This window comes from Arthrobacter sp. 05N33_2 (assembly GCF_056397425.1).
In genome coordinates this window covers 1-20,443 of sequence record NZ_JBFTNJ010000060.1, presented here as the reverse complement: position 1 = coordinate 20,443, position 20,443 = coordinate 1, and the positions used below count along the sequence as shown (strand labels likewise).

Genomic DNA, 20,443 nt, shown 5'->3' with positions numbered 1-20,443 from the left:
GGCCGGGAAGCTCAACAGCCAGGACCCCGGCAGCCCGGGCGTGGTGCTTGGCACCCGGCTTCTGGCCGACGGCACGTCCAAGATCCGGGTCGGGATGGACGGGGTCCCCGGCGACCCCGAGCACCCGGGCCTGCTCAAGGCCGCCGCCCGGATGACCGAGGGCAGCTCTCGCCTGGCCGACGGAACCGTGGCCCTGAACGCCGGGATCAAGGGCAATCCGGCCGATCCTGCCAACCCCGGCCTGCTGGGCGGCTCCCAGGCCCTGGCTTCCGGGGCCTCAGAACTCTCGGCCGGCAGCACCAAGCTGGCGTCCGGCTCCTCGAAGCTGGCCACGGGGGCGGACAAGCTCGCGGACGGCAACGCCCGGATTGCCGATGGCACCGGCACGCTGTATTCCGGAGCTGCCGCGGTGTCGCCCACCAGCTTGCTCCGGCAGTCCGACGCCGCCACGGCACTGGGACTCGTCGCGGTGCTGGCCCTTGGCGCCGTTGGCGCCTTCCTGGCGCTGCGGAAGAGGCAGGCCGGACCACGGTAACTTCCGGTGCCGGTTGCAGCGCCGGTTGCGGCGCCCGTTACAGCGGGGGTTGCGCCAGCAGGTCCAGCAGGGAGCCGACCTCGCGGCCCAGGAAGCCGGGGGCCGGTTCCCCGCCGCGGTTCAGCCAGACGCCGAGGAGGCCGGCCGCCGTCGAACCTTCCGCATCGAGCAGCCGGTTGTCACCGACGTACAGCGTTTGGCCGGGACCCGTACCGATCCGCCGGACACCCTCCAGGTAGATCGCCGGGTCCGGCTTTGCGGCGCCAACGGTGTCGGTGCCAACCAGAACGGTAATCCGTTCCAGCCCGGCCGCATCCAGCTTCACGCGCTGATAGTCGTGGACGTTGTTGCTCACGGCGCCGTAGGGAATGCCGGCCGCGTCCAGGGCGTCCAGCAGGGGCCCGACGTCGTCGAACGCCCGGATGTAGCCGTGCTGGCGGCTCGCGTAGGAACTCACCCAGTGGTGGGCCTGTTCGCCGTCGGCAAGTTCGACGCCGAAGTACCCCAGCGCCGCCCGGCCGCGGAGCAGCCGCTGTTCATTGAACGTGATCTCGCCGGCCAGGTAGCGGTCGTAGAAATGGGTGGTCTCGCGGGTGAAGATCCGCCCGAACCTCTCCCACCCGGCCTCGTCCAGGCCGGGCAGGAGGTGCTCGCTGACGTCGCGGAGGGCCGCCGTCATGGCGAATTCGAGGTCCACGAGGGTGTCATCGATGTCGAACAGAACCCCCTGGACAGCGCCGCCGTCCAGGCCCGCTGCCAGCATGTCAGCCGCGGAAAGCGCGCAGGCGGGCCAGGGAGGAATCCTTGCCCAGGATGACCATGGACTCGAACAGCGGCGGGGAGATCCGCCGGCCCGAGACAGCCGTGCGGACCGGGCCGAACGCCAGGCGCGGCTTGACGCCGAGGCCTTCCACGAGGGCTTCCTTCAGGGCGGCCTGGATGTTCTCGGCCGTCCAGTCGGCAACGGGCTCCAGGGCGGCCAGGGCGGCGTCGAGCACCTCGGTGAGGTTCTCCGGCAGGCCCTTGCGGGCGTCGTCGGCGACGTCGATGGCGTCGTCGGCCTTGAACAGGAACGCGATCATTTCGGGGGCCTCGCCCAGCAGCGAGATGCGCTCCTGGATCAGCGGTGCGGCCTCGGCCAGGATCTCCTCATCGCGGTCCGTGAGGCTCTCCCCCACGAAGCCGGCGGCCTGCAGGTAGGGCACCAGGCGGCCGCGGAAGTCCTCGGCGCCGAGCATGCGGATGTGGGTGCCGTTGATGGCTTCGGCCTTCTTGATGTCGAAGCGGGCCGGGTTGGCCAGCACGTCGTTGACGTCGAAGTGCTCGATCAGCTGGTCCACGGTGAAGATGTCCTCGTCGGCGGAGAGGCTCCAGCCGAGCAGGGACAGGTAGTTCAGCAGGCCCTCGGGGATGAAGCCACGGTCCCGGAGCAGGAACAGGTTGGACTGGGGGTCGCGCTTGGAGAGCTTCTTGTTGCCCTCGCCCATGACGTACGGCAGGTGGCCGAAGACCGGCATGTAGCTGGCGACGCCGATGTCCATCAGCGCCTGGATCAGCACCACCTGACGGGGCGTGGAGGAGAGCAGGTCCTCGCCGCGGAGCACGTGGGTGATGCCCATGAGGGCGTCGTCCACCGGGTTGACCAGGGTGTAGAGCGGGGAGCCGTCGGCGCGGACAATGACGTAGTCCGGGATGCTGCCGGCCTTGAAGGTGATCTCGCCGCGGACCATGTCCGTGAACGTGACGTCCTCGTCGGGCATCCGCACGCGCAGCACAGGCTGGCGGCCCTCGGCCTTGAACGCGGCGAGCTGGTCCTCGGAGAGTTCGCGGTCGAAGTTGTCGTAGCCGAGCTTCGGGTCGCGGCCGGCGGCGCGGTGGCGGGCTTCAACTTCTTCCGGCGAGGAGTAGCACTCGTAGGCGTAACCGGCGTCGATCAGCTTGGCCACGACGTCCTTGTAGAGGTCCAGGCGCTGCGACTGGCGGTAGGGCTCGTGCGGGCCGCCGACTTCCACGCCCTCTTCCCAGGTGATGCCGAGCCATTTGAGGGCCTCGAGCAGCTGCTGGTAGCTCTCCTCCGAGTCGCGGGCCGCGTCCGTGTCCTCGATCCGGAACACAAAGGTGCCCTTCGTGTGCCGGGCGTGGGCCCAGTTGAACAGGGCGGTGCGGATCAGGCCGACGTGCGGGGTCCCCGTGGGTGACGGGCAGAACCGGACACGGACCGGGGTGTCAGCGGTGACTTCACCGGTGGAGGCAGCAAGGGCGGAGCTGGGAACAGTAGTCATAGTGGTACCAACATTACCAATCTCTACAACCGCCACTTGTCCGGATTTCCGCTGCGGAAACGGACAGCCGCCCCGTGGATCCACGGGGCGGCTGTCTGAAATCGGCGCGAAGAACCGTTAGCGGCGGACCACCGGGTTGGAGAGCCTTCCGATGCCCTCGATCTCGACCTCGTAGCGGTCGCCTGCCTGCACGGAGCCGACGCCGGCCGGGGTACCGGTCATGATGACGTCGCCGGGCAGCAGGGTGAAGGCCTGCGAGACGATGGAGACGAGCTCCCGGACGCCGCGGATCATCTGGTTGGTGCTGCCGTCCTGGCGCAGTTCGCCATTGAGCCGGCCCTGGATCTGCAGGTCCTCGGTGTCGAGCTCGGTCTCGATCCACGGCCCGAGCGGGGCCGAGGTGTCGAAGCCCTTGGCCCGGGCCCACTGCAGGTCCGTCTTCTGGACGTCGCGGGCGGTGAGGTCGTTGCCGCAGGTGTAGCCGAAGATCACATCATCGACCCGGTCCTCGGGCACGTCCTTGCAGATCCGGCCAATGACGACGCACAGCTCGGCCTCGAAGGAGACGTCCTCGGAGAACTCCGGCAGGACAATGGGATCGTTGGGCCCGATCACGGACGTGTTGGGCTTGAGGAACAGCAGGGGCTGTGCCGGGACCTCGTTGCCGAGTTCCCGGGCGTGCTCCGCGAAGTTGCGGCCAACACCGATCACCTTGCTGCGCGGGATGATCGGCGCCAGCAGGCGGACGTCCTCCAGCTTGTGCTTCATGGGGGTTCGTTCCACGCCGTGGAAGAAGGGGTCGCCCTTGATGACAGTGACTTCCTCACTGCCGGGCTCACCTTCCACGATGCCGTAGAGGGGATCAGAATCGACTACAAACCGGGCGATACGCATGGTTCCTAGCCTACCGTCCCCTCGGTGCGCAGGTAGTCCAGCTGCGCTGCGACGGAGAGCTCCGCGGCGCGGCGGACGGAGGGGTCGACGTCGGCGTACACGGCGTCCGTGACGGCTCGGACATCGGCGTCGGCGCCCAGTGCCGCGAGGGCTGCCCGGACCTGTTCGAGCCGGCCCCGCCGGTGGTCCCGGTAGGCGCGGGCGACGGCGTCCAGGGCCGGCAGCACGGGGCCGTGGGCCGGCAGCACCGTGGCGGGCCCGAGGCGTTCGAGCCGGTCCAGCGAGTCGAGGTAGTCCCGGAGGGTGCCGTCGGGGTAGTCCAGCACCGTGGTTCCGGAGCCCAGAATCGTGTCCCCGGTCAGCACCGAGCCGTGCGGGCCATCCTGCGGCAGGTGGAAGCACAGCGAATCCGAGGTGTGGCCCGGCGTCGCCAGAACCCGGATGTCAGTTCCGGCCGCCCGGATGGTTTCGCCGTCCTGCAGCGGGGGTGCGCCGTGGCAGTGGGCGGGGTCCGCGGCCCGGACCGGTGCGCCCGTCAAGGCCGAAAACCTCTCGGCGGCCGCGGTGTGGTCTGCGTGCCGGTGCGTGATCAGGATGAGTTCGACCGGTCCCTCGCCGGCCAGCGCTTGAAGGTGCGGCCCGTCGAGGGGCCCGGGGTCGACGGCGACCCTTGCCGCCGCCCCCGGGGCGCCAATGAGATAGGAGTTGGTTCCGTCCAGGCTCATGGGGCCCGGATTCGGGGCGAGGCGGAACCGGGTCAGCTCACTGCTGCGGACAATGCCGCGGGATGTCTCGGAGGTCACGGACCCATCCTTGCATTGAATCGGGCGCCATTGGCCCCAGCCCGGGACCACAGACGCCGACGGCGGCCCTCACCCGAAGGTGGGGACCGCCGTCGTGCACTAAGACGTTCTGTGGCTAGGCCAGCCGGGTCAGCCAGCCGTGGGTGTCCTCCACGGTGCCGGTCTGGATCCCGAGCAGCTGGGCGCGGATGGCCAGAGTGGTCTCCCCCGCCGTGGCGTCCTCGGAACCGATGAACTCGGTGGTGTCCTTGAGCACGCCGATGGGGGTGATGACCGCGGCGGTGCCGCAGGCGAAGACCTCGGCAATGTCTCCCGAGGCAACACCGTCGCGCCACTCATCCAGGGTGATCTTGCGTTCGGTGACTTCCCGGCCCATGTCCCGGGCCACCTGGATCACGGACATCCGGGTGATCCCCTCCAGGATGGTGCCGGAGAGCGCCGGGGTGACGAGCGAGCCGTCCTTCATGACGAAGAAAACGTTCATGCCGCCGAGTTCCTCGACAGCGTTGTCGTTGAACTGGTCCAGGAAGAGGACCTGCTTGCAGCCGTTAGCCTCGGCCTCCTGCTGGGCGATCAGCGAGGCAGCGTAGTTGCCGCCGCACTTGGCGGCGCCTGTTCCGCCGCGGCCGGCGCGGGCGTATTCGCGCGAGATCCAGATGGAGACGGGCTTGAGTTCGCCGCCGAAGTAGTTGCCGGCCGGGGAGGCGATCACGCGGAAGGAAACCTCGCGCGCTGCCCGCACGCCCAGGAACGCCTCGGTGGCGATCATGAAGGGCCGCAGGTACAGGGCTTCGCCGTCGCCGGCGGGGACCCAGTCCTTGTCTGCCGCGACGAGCTCGCGGATGGCGCCGAGGAAGTACTCTTCCGGGAGTTCGGGCAGGGCCAGGCGCCGGGCGGACTTGTTCAGCCGGGCGGCGTTGGCCTCGGGCCGGAACGTCCAGACCGAGCCGTCGGCGTGGCGGTAGGCCTTGAGGCCCTCGAAGATCTCCTGGCCGTAGTGCAGCACGGCGGCGGACGGGTCGAGGGAAATCGGGCCGTAGGGCTCAACGCGCGCGTCGTGCCAGCCGCCGTTGCCGGCGGCGTCGACGCTGTAGTCCACAATCGCGGTGTGGTCGGTGAAATAGTCGCCGAATCCCGGGTTTGCCAGGATGGCGGCACGCTCTTCAGCAGACTTCGGGGTCTCCGACAGGTGCTGGGTGAATTCGACGCCATGGGCAGTCTGAGTCATGGTTCCTCCACGATCGGCTGCCTGGTGTGGGAACGTGGTTCACCCTCGGACCACGGCAGCATATTGGTGATTCGAAACAAGCTTACGCCCGTTGGCAGCACGGTTTTGCGGTGTCTGCAGTCGCCTGCCATGCAGGAAATGCAGGCGGGGCCTACAGCGCCGCCGCGATGGCGTCGCCGATCGCGCTGGTGGTGCGGACGGCGCCGTCGCGGGCTTCGACGTCGGCCGTGACGGCCGCCTCGATCTTCCGGGCAGCGGTGGCGAAGCCGAGGTGGTCGAGCAGGAGCGCCGCGGAGAGGATGGCSGCSGTSGGRTCSGCCTTCTGCTGGCCGGCGATGTCCGGGGCGGACCCGTGGACCGGTTCGAACATGGACGGCGCGGTGCGGTCCATGTTGAGGTTGCCGGAGGCGGCGAGGCCGATCCCGCCGGTCACGGCCGCCGCGAGGTCGGTGATGATGTCGCCGAACAGGTTGTCGGTGACGATCACGTCGAAGCGGGCCGGATCGRTAACCATGAAAATCGTGGCGGCGTCGACGTGGAGGTAGTCGTGCGTGACGTCGGGGAACTCCTGGGCCACGGCCTCGACCGTGCGCTTCCAGAGCTGGCCGGCGAAGACCAGGACGTTGTGCTTGTGCACCAGGGTGAGCTTCTTGCGGGGGCGGTCGTTGGCCCGGCGGAACGCGTCGCGGACCACACGCTCCACGCCGTGGGCGGTGTTCAGGGACACCTCGGTGGCCACCTCGTGGGGGGTGCCGGCGCGCAGTGTGCCGCCGTTGCCCACGTAGGGGCCCTCGGTGCCTTCGCGGACCACGATGAAGTCGATCTCGCCGGGGTTCGCGAGGGGGCTGCCGACGCCGGCGTACAGGCGGGAGGGCCGCAGGTTGACGAAGTGGTCCAGGCTGAAGCGCAGCTTCAGCAGGAGCTCGCGCTCGATGATGCCGGAGGGGATCCGGGTGTCGCCGGGGGCCGCGCCGACGGCGCCGAACAAGATGGCGTCGCGGGTGCGGAGGTCGGCGAGGGTGGCCGCGGGGAGGGTCTCCCCCGTCGCGAGCCAGTGCTCCGCCCCCAGCTTGTAGTGGGTCTGCTGGAGCACGATCCCTTCTGCGGCCGCGGCCTTTTCAAGGACCTTCAGGGCTTCGGCGGTGACCTCCGGGCCGATGCCGTCGCCCGGGATGACTGCCAGATCAATCGTGGATGCGCTCATATTTTCAGCGTAGCCAAGTGATCCACATTCTGGTCAAGTTGTCTCACTATTCGATCACCCCCGTTTTCCGGGTAAGCAAAACGCCCCCGCTCCCCCGGATCAGGGGGTGCGGGGGCGTCAGGGCCGCAGGGGCTCAGGCTTCGGCGGGTTCCTCGTACTTCGGGAACACCGGGGCCGGGGCGGGCAGTTCGGTGCCGGCGGCGATCGGTGTGCCCAGGGCCGAGAACTGGCGCGCCCCGCCCTCGGGCTGGCCGAGCGTGTGCAGGATCGCCGCCGTCGCCACCGGCATGACCGGCTGGGCCAGGATCGCGACGATCCGCAGCACCTCGAGCGTCACGTAAAGCACCGTGTTCATGCGTTCGACGTCGGTCTTGCGCAGCACCCACGGGGCTTGCTCGGCGAAGTAGGCGTTGGTGTCCCCCAAGACAGCCCAGATGGCCTCCAGTGCACGGCTGAACTCCTGCTTCTCGAAGGCGGCCCGGGCGGCGTCAAGCAGTCCGTTGGCCTGGGCCAGAATCGCGGTGTCCTCGGCGGAAAATGCGCCGGGCGCGGGCACGCGGCCCTCGCAGTTCTTGGCCACCATGGACAGCGACCGCTGGGCCAGGTTGCCGAAGTTGTTGGCGAGGTCGGAGTTCATCCGGCCCACGATTGCCTCGTGGTTGTAGTTGCCGTCCGCGCCGAAGGGGACCTCGCGCAGGAAGAAGTAGCGCACCTGGTCCAGGCCGTACTGGGCCACGAAGTCCGCAGGGGCCACCACGTTTCCGAGCGACTTGGACATCTTGACGCCGTTGTTCTGCAGGAAGCCGTGGATCATGATCCGCTTCGGCAGCTCCAGTCCGGCGCTCATGAGGAACGCCGGCCAGTAGATGGCGTGGAAGCGGGAGATGTCCTTGCCGATCACGTGGACGTCGGCCGGCCAGAACTTCTTGAAGGAGTCCGAGTCGACGTCCGGGTAGCCGACGCCGGTCAGGTAGTTGGTCAGCGCATCGACCCACACGTACATGACGTGCTTGTCGTTGCCGGGCACGGGAACGCCCCAGTCGAACGTGGTGCGGCTGATGGACAGATCCTCCAGACCGCGCCGGACGAAGCTGATGACCTCGTTGAACCGGGACTGCGGGGCACCGAATTCCGGGTGGGCCTCGTAGAGCGCCAGCAGTTTGTCCTGATAGGCGGAGAGCCGGAAGAAGTAGCTCTCCTCGGCCGTCCAGGTGACCTCGGTGTCGGATTCGCGTGAGTAGCGGATCCCGTCGTCCTTGACCACGGTCTCGTCCTCGACGTAGAACGCCTCGTCGCGGACSGAGTACCAGCCTTCGTACTTGGASAGGTAGATGTCSCCGTTRGCTTCCATCTTCTTCCAGATGGCCTGCGACGCTGCGTAGTGGTCGGCGTCCGTGGTGCGGATGAAACGGTCGTAGGAGACCCCCAGGGCCGCGTGCGCCGCCTTGTAGATCTCGGCGTTCCGGTCCACCAGATCCTTGGGCGCCAGCCCTTCCTTCTCGGCGGTCTGGGCGATCTTCATGCCGTGCTCGTCAGTGCCGGTCAGGAAGAAGACGTCGTACCCGTCCAGGCGCTTGAACCGGGCCATCGCATCGGTGGCGATGTACTCGTACGCATGGCCGATGTGCGGCACCCCGTTGGGGTACGTGATGGCCGTGGTGATGTAGAACGGGGTCTTGTCAGTTGAAGTCACGGTCTAAATCTAGATCAGTTCTGTGAGGGTATCGCTCTGGCGGACCAGTTCGTGGTCATGTGAAGCCACCAGCACGGCAATGCCGTCCGAGGTGGTGTCCTTGAGGATGCTGATGATGCGGTTGGCCGCGGCCCGGTCCAGGCTGGCCGTGGGCTCGTCGACCACCAGGACGCGGGTGCCGAGGATGAGCGCGCGGGCGATCGCGACGCGCTGTCGTTCACCGCCGGAAAGCTGCGCCGGACGGTGGCGCATGCGCCGGCCCAGGCCCACGAGGTCCAGGAGGTCCTTGGCCATGTCGCGGCGCTTCTCGACCTCGCCGTCCGGCACGGCCGGCAGCAGGACGTTCTCGAGCGCGCTCATCCCGTCGATCAGCGCACCGCCCTGGTCGACGTAGCCGATCAGGGCCCGGCGGCGGTCGGCGATCTCGTCGTCGCCCATGGTCTCGAGCGAGTCGCCTTCCCAGAACACCCGGCCCGACGTCGGCAGGGTCAGTCCCGCGCCGACGGTCAGGATGCTGGTCTTGCCCGAGCCGGAGCGGCCCGCGACGCAGTGCATTTCGCCGGCGTGCAGGGTCATGTTGAAGTCGTCCACGACGTTGACGGCCTCGGCACCGCCCTTGCCGCCGCCGTAGTGGATGGTGATGTTGCTCAGTTCCAGCGGGGTGGCGTGGTCCGTGGCCTTCACGATTGTGTTGGCGCGGGTCTTGTGCGCACCGCGACGGGTGCTGGCGGTCATCCGGTCGTGTGCCTCCCGGTCAAGGTTCAGCTCGTTAGTCATTGGACCACTTTCGTTGCAATCGGAATCCAGCAAAGTACAGCTACGAGACCGGCAATTGCGGCCCACAGCGCGGCGTAGGGGGCCAGGAGGAGGCCGATGCCGAGGGCGCCCACAACACCCAGCGGCAGCGCGACGGTTCCCACCATGGCGTTTTCAAAGAAGCGGACCTGGCCCAGCATGTCCGGGTTCCAGCCCATGGCCCGCAGCGTGCCGAGGTACTGGCGCTTGGCCTGCAGCTCGAAGCGGCCGGTGACCATGGTCAGCAGCAGCCCGACGGCAACACCGGACACGCCCAGGATGATGCTGGGCAGGGCGATGCTGGCCGCGGCCAGCCCGCTGAGGGCGCTGGCGCCGGCGGCCCGCGGAATGTCGATCAGCAGGGCGACGAGTCCGCCGACGGCCGCGGCGAAGACACCGACGGCAACGGCCAGGGAGATGGTGTTGAACTTGTTGGTGCTCAGCTGCCGGTTCGCGAAGGTCAGCGGGGAATCGACCGCGATGAGCCGTTCATCGTGTTGCGGCTCCTGGTCCACGACGTCGCGGTGGCGCAGCTGCTGCGCCGCGATGAACGCGGCACCGGCGTACAGCACCAGGACCGACGCCGAGACCACCGCGGTGGCGGTGCTCCAGCTGATCAGGCTCAGGACGATTCCGACGACGGCCAGCAGCGCGGCGCCGACGCCGAATTCGGCCAGCACCCAGGAACGGATCTTGCGCTGGGTCCAGCCCATGGCGCGCAGGGTACCGGCCTCGCTGCGCCGTTTGCGGATGTAGCTGACGGTGGAGGCGCCGGTCAGGAGGGCAGCACCGCAGAGGGTCAGGAACAGCAGGGTCAGGTTCGTGGCGGTCAGCGAGCCGGACACGGCGTCCGCGGCGTCCTGGCGGACCCACGACTGCTGCACGGTGCCCAGCGGCGATTCCTTGCCGGCGTCGTCCTTGGAGTAGCCGGGAACGGCGATGCTGGCGTCTTCGCGGGCCGAACCGGCCACCACGGTGGCCTGCAGGCCCATGTCGCGGATCTCGTTGGCGAGCTTCTCCACCTCGGGCTGCGCCTGCTTCCAGCTGCCCGGGACCTTGGCGCGGACCCGGACGGCGTCGATCACGTTGGCGTTTGCATCGTAGCCGCGGGCGGCGGCGAGGCCGTAGTAGTCGGTGATGGCTCCGGCGGACTGGCTGACCAGGCCTGTGGCGCTCAGCGACGGCTTGAGTTCGGTGTTGACGTCCTTGCCGGACGCGTCTTTGGTCAGGGTGAACGGCGCGGGGTCATAGCCGCCCAGGGGCAGCCGGTTGACGTCGCCGGCAGCTTCCTTGACGTTCGCGGCGTCGAAGGTGCCGTAGACCATGGCCAGCGGCGTGGCCAGCTTCTTGCCGGTTTCGAGGTTCTGGCGGTACGAGCGCTCGTCTACAGGCTCGCGCTGGGTCTGGTCGACGGCTTCGCCGTTGGCGGCCTTGTCCGGCAGCCGGTTCACGGTGACCCAGTCACCGGGCGTGGCGCTCTTGTCAACGGCGCCGTTGGCGGCGGTTTCGCCGTCCTTGTATGTCGGGGCGGCGGCAAAGTTGGTGGTCCAGGTGGCCGGGTTGTAGAGGCCCTGGCTGAAGGATCCGGTGTCGCCCATGAGCTGGGAGAGGTCCTTGGACCCGGGCCAGGCGAGGGCGAACGGGGACTTGGAAACGAACGGCAGGTAGTCCTTGTCCAGCGAGCGGGTCACGGTGCCGACGTCCTTGGTGACGTTGCCGGAGTCGTCGATTTCCTCGATTTTGACCGAGTACTTCAGGTCCAGGGCGGTGCCCGAGCGCACGATCAGCGGGATGGCCTGGGAATCGTCGGTGAGCTGGCCGTCGCGCTTGGCCTGCTGGTACTGGGTCATCAGCGGTGCCCAGTACTTGAGCTTGACGCCGAGGAAGTCCGGGCCTTCCTTGAGTTCGTCCATGCTGATGCCGTTGGTGAAGAGGCTCTCGAAGTGCCGGCCGATCGCGCCGGCGTTGCGGGCGTCCGCGGGCGGGGCCTTCTCCAGCGGGGACAGGAAGTCACCGGCCGTGCCGAGCAGCGCGCGTTCGGAGACGGGGTCGACGGCGACGACGGACTCGGTCACCTGCGGGGCCATCGGCAGGGAAACGGAGAGGTTGAAGAGGTTGTGCTCGGAGCCGCCGGCCGGGGTGGGGAACTTGATGCCGGTCTCGCCCTCCGGGCCCTGGATGCGGACGTTCTTGCCGCCGTCGACCTGTTCCTCGACCAGCTTCGCCTTGCCGAGGGAGCCCTCGGCCGTGGTCTTGAACAGGGTCTGGTCGGAGTGGCCGTCGGAGCTGACGGCGCTGGCCGTGAGGCGGTATTTCTTTGGCGTGTCGCTCAGTACCGATTCCGCGGCCGGCCACTTGCTCGGATCCGTGGCGGTCGGGTCGCCGGAGGTGCCCGCGAGGCCCGCGTTGAAGCCCAGGTAGTCGGTGGCGTCCAGCCGCGGCGACTCCAGGTTCTGCGTCACACGCGAGACCAGGCTGATGGGGGCGGCCACAGAGGTGCCGGAGAGCTTGCGGATCGAATCCAGCTGCTCGAAGCTGATGCCGCCCTGGCCGGTGGCGATGTCCGGCTGCATCAGGCCGCCGTTATCCTTCGCCTTGGCCTGCACCAGGACGTCATAGAGCCCCCGGGAGTTTTGGTCCACGGTCCTGCTCAGCGCCGCCTGGGACTGACCCTGGACGAGCACGGACAGGCACATGGCCACGATCAAAATGGACGCGGTCAGCAAAAGCACTCTGCTTCTGATGAACCTCTGGACGGCGTTCATTGGGCTCCTGAAAGCTGGATTGCGTGCGCACGCCGCAGTTCATTTCCTGAGGAAGTGAAGGCGTCCCGTGCCGGGCGTGCAAAAGTAAAGGCCGGTCTGCCGGCCAAGACCCGAAATTCGGTCCTAGCCATTGTACGCAGACCGGCCGGCCTCTCGTGGCCGCCGGCGGSGGTCATGCCGCCGCCGGGGCCCGCGGGGAGGATTTCAGTCCTCGAGGTCAACCTCGCGGACCATTTCAGCGCCGATCCCGGCCTTGATCGCGTCAAGGACCTGCTGGGGAACGGAGCTGTCGATGGTCAGCAGGGCCAGCACCTGGCCGCCTTCCGCCTGGCGTGCCACCTGCATGCCGGCGATGTTGATGTTGTTCATGCCCAGGATGTGGCCGATCGTGCCGATCACGCCGGGGCGGTCCGAGTAGGCAACCACCACGAGGTGTTCGCTGATCGGGATTTCCACCTCGTAGCCGTTGACGCCGACCAGTTTCTGGATCTGCTTCGGGCCCGTCAGGGTTCCGGCGACGGAGATCTGGCTGCCGTCGCTGAGGGCGCCGCGCAGGGTCAGGACGTTGCGGTACGACTCGGTGTCCGGCGTGGTGATGAGGCGGACGTTGATGCCGCGCTGCTCGGCGATGACAGGTGCGTTGACGTAGGAGACCTGCTCGGTCACGACGTCGGCGAAGATGCCCTTGAGCGCCGCGAGTTCCAGGACCTTGACATCGAGCGAGGAGATCTCGCCGGCCACCTCGACGTCGAACTGGGTGAGGGAGGCATGGGTCAGCGCGGTGAAGATGCGGCCCAGCTTTTCCATCAGCGGGATGCCGGGGCGGACGTCCGGTGCGATGACACCGCCGGCGACGTTGACGGCGTCGGGGACCAGTTCGCCGGCCAGGGCCAGGCGGACGGACTTGGCGACGGAGACGCCGGCCTTTTCCTGGGCCTCGTCGGTGGAGGCGCCCAGGTGCGGGGTCACCACGACGTTGTCGAGTTTGAAGAACGGCAGGTCGGTGCTGGGTTCCTTGGAGAAGACGTCGACGCCGGCGCCGGCGATGTCACCGGCCTGCAGCGCGGTGTAGAGGGCTTCCTCGTCCACCAGGCCGCCGCGGGCGACGTTGACGACGTACGCCGTGCTCTTCATCTTCTTGAACGCCTCGGCGCCGAGCATGCCGACGGTTTCCGGGGTCTTGGGCATGTGGATGGTGATGAAGTCCGACTGGGCCAGGAGCTCGTCGAGCGTCACCAGCTGCACGCCGAGCTGGGCGGCCCGGGCGGAGGTGATGTAGGGGTCGTAGGCGAGGATCTTGGTGTCGAAGCCCTTCAGGCGGGCCGCGACCAGGGCACCGATCCGGCCCAGGCCGATGATGCCGATCTTCTTCTCGAAGAGCTCGATGCCGGTGTACTTGGAGCGCTTCCACTCCCCGTCCTTGAGGGCGGAGCTGGCCTGCGGGATGTGGCGGGCGAGGCTCAGGATGTGCCCGACGGTCAGTTCGGCGGCGGAGACGATGTTGGAGGTCGGCGCGTTGACCACCATGACCCCGGCCTGGGTGGCCGCCTTGATGTCCACGTTGTCCAGGCCGACGCCGGCGCGGGCGATGACCTTGAGGTTCTTGGCGGCGGCGATGGCCTCGGCGTCCAGCTGGGTGGCGGAGCGGACCAGGATCGCGTCGACGTCGGCGATCGCGGAGAGCAGCTGGGAACGGTCGGAGCCGTCAGTCTGGCGGATTTCAAAGTCCGGGCCGAGGGCCTCGACTGTGGCGGGCGAAAGTTCCTCAGCGAGGAGTACGACAGGTTTGGTGCTTGTCACCGGTGACCTCTTTAGCTCTCTTGTGTATCTGGTGGGGATTTTGGTGAATCGGGTGGTGCGGGTGGTGCTGGACAGCAGGGAAGCCGGACCCCAGGATGTGGTGTCCGGCTCCCCTGCCGGGCAATGCCTAGCGGGCCACTGTTCCTTCGGTGTAGTCGTCTTCGTTCTTGATCCAGGAGAACAGCTTGCGMAGTTCGCGGCCGGTGGCCTCGATCGGGTGGTCCTCACCCTTCTTGCGCAGCGCCTTGAACTCCGGCGCGCCGGCGTCCTGGTCGTCGATGAAGCGCTTGGCGAAGGTGCCGTCCTGGATGTCCGCGAGGACAGCCTTCATGTTTTCCTTCACCTGCGGGGTGATGACGCGGGGGCCGGAGACGTAGTCGCCGTATTCCGCGGTGTCCGAGACGCTCCAGCGCTGCTTGGCGATGCCGCCCTCGACCATGAGATCGACGATCAGCTTGAGCTCGTGCAGCACCTCGAAGTAGGCGACCTCGGGCTTGTAGCCAGCCTCGGTGAGGGTTTCGAAGCCGTACTGGATCAGCTGCGAGGCGCCGCCGCAGAGGACAGCCTGCTCGCCGAAGAGGTCGGTTTCGGTCTCTTCGGTGAAGGTGGTCTCGATGACGCCCGCACGGGTGCCGCCGATCGCCTTGGCGTAGGACAGGGCCAGTTCCTTAGCCTTGCCGGACGGGTTCTGTTCGACGGCGATCAGGTCCGGCACGCCGCGGCCGGCTTCGAACTCGCGGCGCACGATGTGGCCCGGGCCCTTGGGGGCGACGAGGGCGACGTCGACGTCGGCCGGGGGCTGGATGTAGCCGTAGCGGATGTTGAAGCCGTGGCCGAAGAACAGGGCGTCGCCCGGCTGCAGGTTCGGGGCGATGTCCTCGGCGTACACGTGGCGCTGGACCTGGTCCGGGGTCAGGACCATGATGAGGTCGGCCTCGGCGACGGCGTCGGCAACGTTCAGGACCCGCAGGCCCTCGGCCTCGGCCTTGGCGCGGGACTTCGAGCCTTCCTTCAGGCCGACGCGGACGTCAACGCCGGAATCGCGGAGGCTGAGGGCGTGGGCGTGGCCCTGGGAGCCGTAACCGATGACGGCGACGGTGCGGCCCTGGATGATCGACAGGTCGGCGTCGTCGTCGTAAAACATTTCAGTCACTGGGGTGTCTCCTTTTGAGTGGATTCTTCGTAGATATTGTCTGTGGTGCTGCGGTACAACGGGGCGGCTCCGGCGGTGTTACGCGCTGCGGAGGGCCCTGTCACTCATGGAGCGGGATCCCCGCCCAACGGCCAGGGTGCCGGACTGCACGATTTCGCGGATGCCGAAAGGCTCCAGCACTGACAAGAGTGCCGTGAGCTTCTCGGGGTGGCCCGTTGCCTCAATGACCACCGACTCTGTGGAGACGTCGACCACTGAAGCGCGGAACAGGTCTGCAGCCTGGGTGACCTGCAGGCGTGTTGCGGCATCCGCACGTACCTTGACCAGGATGTGGTCACGCTGTACGGAAGATTCGGAGGTGAGCTCGACGATCTTGATCACGTTGACCAGCTTGTTCAGCTGCTTCGTGACCTGTTCGATCAGCTCGCCATCGGCGTCGACCACCACGGTCATCCGGGACATGCCCGGGACCTCGGTGGGGCCGACGGCCAGGGAATTGATGTTGAAGGCCCGGCGGGCGAAGAGGCTGGCGACGCGGGTCAGCACACCGGGCTTGTCTTCGACCAGAACGGACAATGTGTGGCGGGTCATGTTCAGTCCTCCTCTTCCCATTCCGGGGTCATGTTGCGGGCAACCTGGATCTGGTCGTTGCTGACCCCCGCGGGGACCATCGGCCACACCATCGAGTTGGGGCTCACGACGAAGTCGATGACCACCGGGCGGTCATTGATCTCCAGTGCCTTCTGGATGGTCGCGTCGATGTCCTCGTCGCGTTCGCACCGGAAGGCAGCGCAGCCGTAGGCGTCCGCCAGCTTGACGAAGTCCGGGATGCGGACCGTGTCATGTCCGGTGTTGAGGTCGGTGTTGGAGTAGCGGCCCTCGTAGAAGAGGGTCTGCCACTGCCGGACCATGCCCAGGGAGGAGTTGTTGATGATGGCGACCTTGATGGGGATCTTGTTGATCGCGCAGGTGGCCAGTTCCTGGTTGGTCATCTGGAAGCAGCCGTCGCCGTCGATCGCCCAGACCACGCGGTCCGGTTCGCCCACCTTGGCGCCCATGGCCGCCGGCACGGCGTAGCCCATGGTGCCGGCGCCGCCGGAGTTGAGCCAGGCGTGCGGGCGTTCGTACTTGATGAACTGTGAGGCCCACATCTGGTGCTGTCCGACGCCGGCGACATAGACGCCCTCGGGACCGGTCAGGGCGCCGATGCGTTCGATGACGCGCTGCGGGGCGCTGAGGCCGTCCTCGGGTTCGGTCCAGCCGAGCGGGTAGGTTTCCTTGAGGTTGTTAAGGAAGGCCCACCAGGTGGTCAGGTCCGGGGTGCCGAAGGCTTCGAACTGCAGGCGCAGGGCCTCGGTCAGCTCCGGGATGATCTCCTTGACCGAGCCGACAATCGGGACGTCGGCCGTGCGGTTCTTGGAGATTTCCGCCGGATCGATGTCGGCGTGGATGACCTTGGCGTTCGGGGCGAAGGACTTCAGGATGCCGGTCACGCGGTCATCGAACCGCGCGCCCAGGGTGATCAGCAGGTCCGACTGCTGCAGGGCTGTCACGGCGGAAACCGTGCCGTGCATGCCCGGCATGCCCACGTGCTGCGGGTGCGAGTCCGGGAACACGCCCCGGGCCATCAGGGTGGTGACCACGGGGGCGCCGGTCAGCTCGGCCAGTTCACGCAGCTCGGCCGAGGCGTGGGCCTTGACCACTCCGCCGCCGACGTAGAGCACGGGCTTGCTGGCACCGGAAATGAGCCGGGCGGCCTCGCGGACCTGCTTGCTGTGGCCGCGCACCACCGGCCGGTATCCCGGGAGATCGATCTTGGGCGGCCAGGAGAACGTCATCTGGCCCTGCTGGGCGTCCTTGGCGACGTCCACGAGGACCGGGCCCGGGCGTCCGGTGGACGCCAGGTGGAACGCCTCGGCCATCACATGCGGAATGTCGTTGGGGTCCGTGACCAGGAAGGAGTGCTTCGTGATCGGCATGGTGATCCCGACGATGTCCGCTTCCTGGAAGGCGTCGGTGCCGATCACCCCGCTGGAGACCTGGCCGGTAATGGCCACTATCGGCACGGAGTCCATGTGGGCGTCCATGATGGCGGTAACGAGGTTGGTGGCACCCGGGCCCGAGGTGGCGATGCAGACGCCAACCCGTCCGGTAACCATGGCGTAGCCTTGCGCGGCGTGGCCGGCTCCCTGTTCGTGACGGACCAGAACGTGGTTCATTTTGGAAGCCATCAAGGGGTCGTAGGTGGGCAGGATCGCGCCACCGGGCAAACCGAAAATGTCCTGGACGCCGAGTTCTTCGAGCGAGCGGACAATTGCTTGCGAACCGGTCATGACCGTCGGGGGTACGACGTTGTTCGGTCCGAGGACAGGAGAGACGGCAGCAGAGTCGACGCCGGCGTCAGCCGGACGTTCGACGCGTTCCGGAGCCTTGTGGGCTCCAGTGGACTTGGTGGCCATCAGCGAGGGGCTGATCGGCGATCCTTTGCTCATCGGACTCTTCCTTTGTGGATCTTCGGTGATCGTGGAACTACTGGATTGTTCTGGTGGTGCGGCTGGTGAAGCGGGAAATAAAAAAACCCCTCAGCCGGCGGGCTCTTCGAGGGGTTGCGCGTGACGGTTCTTTACCAGTGAAGGCTAATGAGCCACGCGCTTGGTAAGTACGACGGAAACACCTGCAGCGCTCTCGACTGCAGTGCACTCAAATTCAGTGACTCCGGCTGTAACGATCTCGATCATGCGTTCAGTTTTCCCTCTGAGTGAGACGGGTGTCAACGAGCCCGGCCCGTGTCTCACTATTTGGACAACGGTGTCCACTGGTTGGGACCATCGTTTTCCCTTGGAGAGCCTGCAGCCATCGGCGGCAGGCGGGAATCTCCTACCCCGAACACCCGGCGCGGACGCCGTGCGTTCGGGGCCCCTCGGAGCTTCCCGTATTAAGCCTGGTCACCCAGGCCCGGAGGATCAGCCGCAATACGCGCCCGTGGAGGCGCTGTGGACGAGCTTGGCGTACTTGGCGAGCACACCCTTCGTGAACTTGGCCGGGAGCGGCTCCCAGCCGACCTTGCGGGCCTCGAGCTCGGCGCCGTCGACCAGGAGGTCGAAGGTGCGGGCCGCGATGTCCACGCGGATCCGGTCGCCGTCCTTGACGAACGCGATGGGGCCGCCGTCGACGGCTTCCGGCGCGACGTGGCCGATGCACAGGCCGGTGGTTCCGCCGGAGAACCGTCCGTCGGTCAGCAGCAGGACGTCCTTGCCCAGGCCCGCGCCCTTGATGGCGCCGGTGATGGCGAGCATCTCGCGCATGCCGGGGCCGCCCTTGGGGCCTTCGTAGCGGATCACGACGACGTCGCCCTTGTGGATCTCACCCTTGTCCAGGGCATCGAGCGCGCCCTGTTCGCGTTCGAACACGCGGGCCGTGCCCTCGAAGACGTCGGCGTCGAAGCCGGCGCTCTTGACGACAGCTCCTTCCGGGGCCATCGAGCCGTGCAGGATGGTGATGCCGCCGGTCTTGTGGATCGGGTTGTCCAGTGCGCGCAGGATCTTGCCGTCCAGGTCCGGCGGGTTGATCGCGGCGAGGTTCTCGGCCACGGTCTTGCCGGTGACGGTGAGGCAGTCACCGTGCAGCAGGCCGGCGTCGAGCAGTGCCTTCATGATCACCGGCACGCCGCCGATCTTGTCGACGTCGGTCATGACGTAGCGGCCGAACGGCTTGAGGTCGCCCAGGTGCGGGATCTTGTCGCCAATCCGGTTGAAGTCCTCCAGCGTCAGCTCCACCTCGGCTTCGCGGGCGATCGCGAGCAGGTGCAGCACGGCGTTGGTGGAACCGCCAAAGGCCATCGTGACGGCGATGGCGTTCTCGAACGCCTTGCGCGTCATGATGTCGCGGGCGGTGATGCCCAGGCGCAGGAGGTTGACCACGGCTTCGCCGGACTTGTGCGCAAAGGCGTCGCGGCGGCGGTCCGCGGAGGGCGGTGCGGCGGAGCCGGGCAGGGACATGCCCAGGGCCTCGCCGATGCAGGCCATGGTGTTGGCGGTGTACATGCCGCCGCAGGCGCCCTCGCCCGGGCAGATGGCCTTTTCGATGCGGTCCAGGTCCTCGCGGCTCATCTTGCCGGCGGCGCACGCGCCGACGGCCTCGAASGCGTCGATGAGGGTGACTTCCTTTTCGGAGCCGTCCTCGAGCTTGACCCAGCCGGGCATGATGGAGCCGGCGTAGAGGAASACGGCGGCCAGGTCCAGGCGGGCCGCCGCCATCAGCATGCCGGGCAGCGACTTGTCGCAGCCTGCCAGGAGCACAGAGCCGTCGATCCGCTCGGCCTGCATGACCGTCTCGACGGAGTCGGCGATGACTTCGCGGGACACCAGGGAGAAGTGCATGCCCTCGTGGCCCATGGAGATGCCGTCCGAGACGGAGATGGTGCCGAACTGCATGGGGAACCCGCCGCCGGCGTGGACGCCTTCCTTGGCGCCCTGGGCGAGCCGGTTCAACGAAAGGTTGCAGGGGGTGATCTCGTTCCACGAGCTCGCCACGCCGATCTGCGGCTTGGCGAAGTCGTCGTCGCCCATGCCGACCGCCCGGAACATGCCGCGCGCGGGGGCGGCGTGGATTCCATCGGTAACGACCCGGCTGCGGGGCTTGATGTCCGGCTTGGTGTCTGCTGCTGTGTGGGTGTCCTGACTCATGGCTCAAAGTCTAGGGCTCTGCTACAGGCGCCAACGACCCAAGAACGGAGCGTTAAGCGGAAAACCGGGAATATTTCGATCAAATAGTGGACTCTCGTCTCACATCATGAAACCGGGACCCGATTTGACCTAGGCCCGGTGAGCCGCGTCACGCAGTTCCGGGGCCTCGGCGACACCTTGGGCCTCGGCCTTGAGCATCGCCAGGACCTGCTGGATGGTGGTCCGGGCCGCGACGTCCGGACGGGCCAGCGCCACGATGCTCCGGCTGGCCTTCACGCCCTCGAGCGGGCGCAGGACGAACCCCCGGCCCTGGTTGCTGACCGCCGTGTACCGCGGCAGCAGGCTCAGCCCGTGCCCGGCGCTGACCAGGGCTTCCAGGACCCGCAGATCCGGGAACTGCTGGGCCCGGACCGCCTGCGAGTCGGCCCGCACCTCGATCTGGCGCAGCACGGTGTCGAAGGGAAAACCCTCGGGAACCCCCATCCACGGAAAGCCGACGACGTCCTCGGCGCACAGTGTCGACGGTCCGGAAGTCTTCGGCGGCCAGGGCCTGACAGTGGTGCCGCTGCTGGACGAACCCCTGGACGTGGGGGGGGGGGGGGGGGG

Annotated in this window: 15 protein-coding genes and 1 pseudogene; 1 reads left to right on the top strand and 15 read right to left on the bottom strand. The window is 67.5% G+C overall.

Going from position 1 to position 20,443, the window contains the following annotated elements; all coding sequences use genetic code 11:
- Positions 1-535 (top strand): annotated as a pseudogene (locus AC1DHX_RS17125) (hypothetical protein); the annotation flags it as partial.
- A gap of 37 nt (positions 536-572) precedes the next feature.
- Here the strand turns inward: AC1DHX_RS17125 and AC1DHX_RS17120 are convergent.
- From AC1DHX_RS17120 to AC1DHX_RS17050, 15 genes are all read right to left on the bottom strand, one after another.
- Complete coding sequence (locus tag AC1DHX_RS17120; protein WP_476858779.1) at positions 573-1,298, bottom strand: HAD family hydrolase; 726 nt, start codon at positions 1,296-1,298, stop codon at positions 573-575.
- A gap of 1 nt (position 1,299) precedes the next feature.
- Positions 1,300-2,817, bottom strand: a complete 1,518-nt coding sequence (gene gltX, locus AC1DHX_RS17115; protein WP_476858780.1) for a glutamate--tRNA ligase — start codon at positions 2,815-2,817, stop codon at positions 1,300-1,302.
- Between the two features lie 117 nt (positions 2,818-2,934).
- Positions 2,935-3,711, bottom strand: coding sequence for a fumarylacetoacetate hydrolase family protein (locus tag AC1DHX_RS17110; RefSeq protein WP_476857798.1), 777 nt, complete (start codon positions 3,709-3,711; stop codon positions 2,935-2,937).
- A gap of 5 nt (positions 3,712-3,716) precedes the next feature.
- Complete coding sequence (locus tag AC1DHX_RS17105; RefSeq protein WP_476858781.1) at positions 3,717-4,514, bottom strand: MBL fold metallo-hydrolase; 798 nt, start codon at positions 4,512-4,514, stop codon at positions 3,717-3,719.
- 115 nt (positions 4,515-4,629) lie between these two features.
- A complete protein-coding gene (locus tag AC1DHX_RS17100) occupies positions 4,630-5,742 on the bottom strand; it encodes a branched-chain amino acid aminotransferase (RefSeq protein ID WP_476858782.1) in 1,113 nt (370 codons plus the stop codon).
- Between the two features lie 151 nt (positions 5,743-5,893).
- Positions 5,894-6,946, bottom strand: coding sequence for a 3-isopropylmalate dehydrogenase (locus AC1DHX_RS17095; protein WP_476900279.1), 1,053 nt, complete (start codon positions 6,944-6,946; stop codon positions 5,894-5,896).
- A gap of 133 nt (positions 6,947-7,079) precedes the next feature.
- Entirely contained in the window at positions 7,080-8,639 is a 1,560-nt protein-coding gene (gene metG / locus AC1DHX_RS17090) for a methionine--tRNA ligase (RefSeq protein ID WP_476858784.1), read from the bottom strand.
- A 9-nt stretch (positions 8,640-8,648) separates the two neighbouring features.
- The gene (locus tag AC1DHX_RS17085; protein ID WP_018773527.1) at positions 8,649-9,416 is read right to left on the bottom strand and encodes an ABC transporter ATP-binding protein; all 768 of its coding nucleotides are present in this window, start codon (positions 9,414-9,416) and stop codon (positions 8,649-8,651) included.
- Entirely contained in the window at positions 9,413-12,199 is a 2,787-nt protein-coding gene (locus AC1DHX_RS17080) for an ABC transporter permease (RefSeq protein ID WP_476858785.1), read from the bottom strand. Before AC1DHX_RS17080 ends, AC1DHX_RS17085 begins: the two co-directional genes overlap by 4 nt.
- Positions 12,200-12,403: 204 nt before the next feature.
- On the bottom strand, positions 12,404-13,999 hold the full coding sequence (serA, locus tag AC1DHX_RS17075) for a phosphoglycerate dehydrogenase (RefSeq protein ID WP_476858786.1): 1,596 nt from the start codon (positions 13,997-13,999) through the stop codon (positions 12,404-12,406).
- A gap of 127 nt (positions 14,000-14,126) precedes the next feature.
- On the bottom strand, positions 14,127-15,152 hold the full coding sequence (ilvC, locus tag AC1DHX_RS17070; RefSeq protein ID WP_026266449.1) for a ketol-acid reductoisomerase: 1,026 nt from the start codon (positions 15,150-15,152) through the stop codon (positions 14,127-14,129).
- Positions 15,153-15,230: 78 nt separating this feature from the next.
- Positions 15,231-15,743: an acetolactate synthase small subunit gene (gene ilvN, locus AC1DHX_RS17065; protein ID WP_018773531.1), complete on the bottom strand. Its 513-nt coding sequence runs from the start codon at positions 15,741-15,743 to the stop codon at positions 15,231-15,233.
- Positions 15,744-15,745: 2 nt separating this feature from the next.
- Positions 15,746-17,644, bottom strand: a complete 1,899-nt coding sequence (locus tag AC1DHX_RS17060; protein WP_028277928.1) for an acetolactate synthase large subunit — start codon at positions 17,642-17,644, stop codon at positions 15,746-15,748.
- A gap of 471 nt (positions 17,645-18,115) precedes the next feature.
- Positions 18,116-19,837: a dihydroxy-acid dehydratase gene (gene ilvD, locus AC1DHX_RS17055; protein WP_476857803.1), complete on the bottom strand. Its 1,722-nt coding sequence runs from the start codon at positions 19,835-19,837 to the stop codon at positions 18,116-18,118.
- 129 nt (positions 19,838-19,966) lie between these two features.
- Complete coding sequence (locus AC1DHX_RS17050) at positions 19,967-20,320, bottom strand: LysR substrate-binding domain-containing protein (protein ID WP_476900278.1); 354 nt, start codon at positions 20,318-20,320, stop codon at positions 19,967-19,969.
- Positions 20,321-20,443: the final 123 nt, after the last annotated feature.

Bases quoted from the DNA above. Each gene is read 5' to 3' on its own strand.
- AC1DHX_RS17050 (WP_476900278.1), bottom strand. From the start codon at position 20,320: ATGGGGGTTCCCGAGGGTTTTCCCTTCGACACCGTGCTGCGCCAGATC.
- AC1DHX_RS17110 (WP_476857798.1), bottom strand. From the start codon at position 3,711: ATGCGTATCGCCCGGTTTGTAGTCGATTCTGATCCCCTCTACGGCATC.
- AC1DHX_RS17120 (WP_476858779.1), bottom strand. From the start codon at position 1,298: ATGCTGGCAGCGGGCCTGGACGGCGGCGCTGTCCAGGGGGTTCTGTTC.
- ilvN (WP_018773531.1), bottom strand. From the start codon at position 15,743: ATGACCCGCCACACATTGTCCGTTCTGGTCGAAGACAAGCCCGGTGTG.
- gltX (WP_476858780.1), bottom strand. From the start codon at position 2,817: ATGACTACTGTTCCCAGCTCCGCCCTTGCTGCCTCCACCGGTGAAGTC.
- AC1DHX_RS17080 (WP_476858785.1), bottom strand. From the start codon at position 12,199: ATGAACGCCGTCCAGAGGTTCATCAGAAGCAGAGTGCTTTTGCTGACC.
- AC1DHX_RS17060 (WP_028277928.1), bottom strand. From the start codon at position 17,644: ATGAGCAAAGGATCGCCGATCAGCCCCTCGCTGATGGCCACCAAGTCC.
- AC1DHX_RS17100 (WP_476858782.1), bottom strand. From the start codon at position 5,742: ATGACTCAGACTGCCCATGGCGTCGAATTCACCCAGCACCTGTCGGAG.
- AC1DHX_RS17085 (WP_018773527.1), bottom strand. From the start codon at position 9,416: ATGACTAACGAGCTGAACCTTGACCGGGAGGCACACGACCGGATGACC.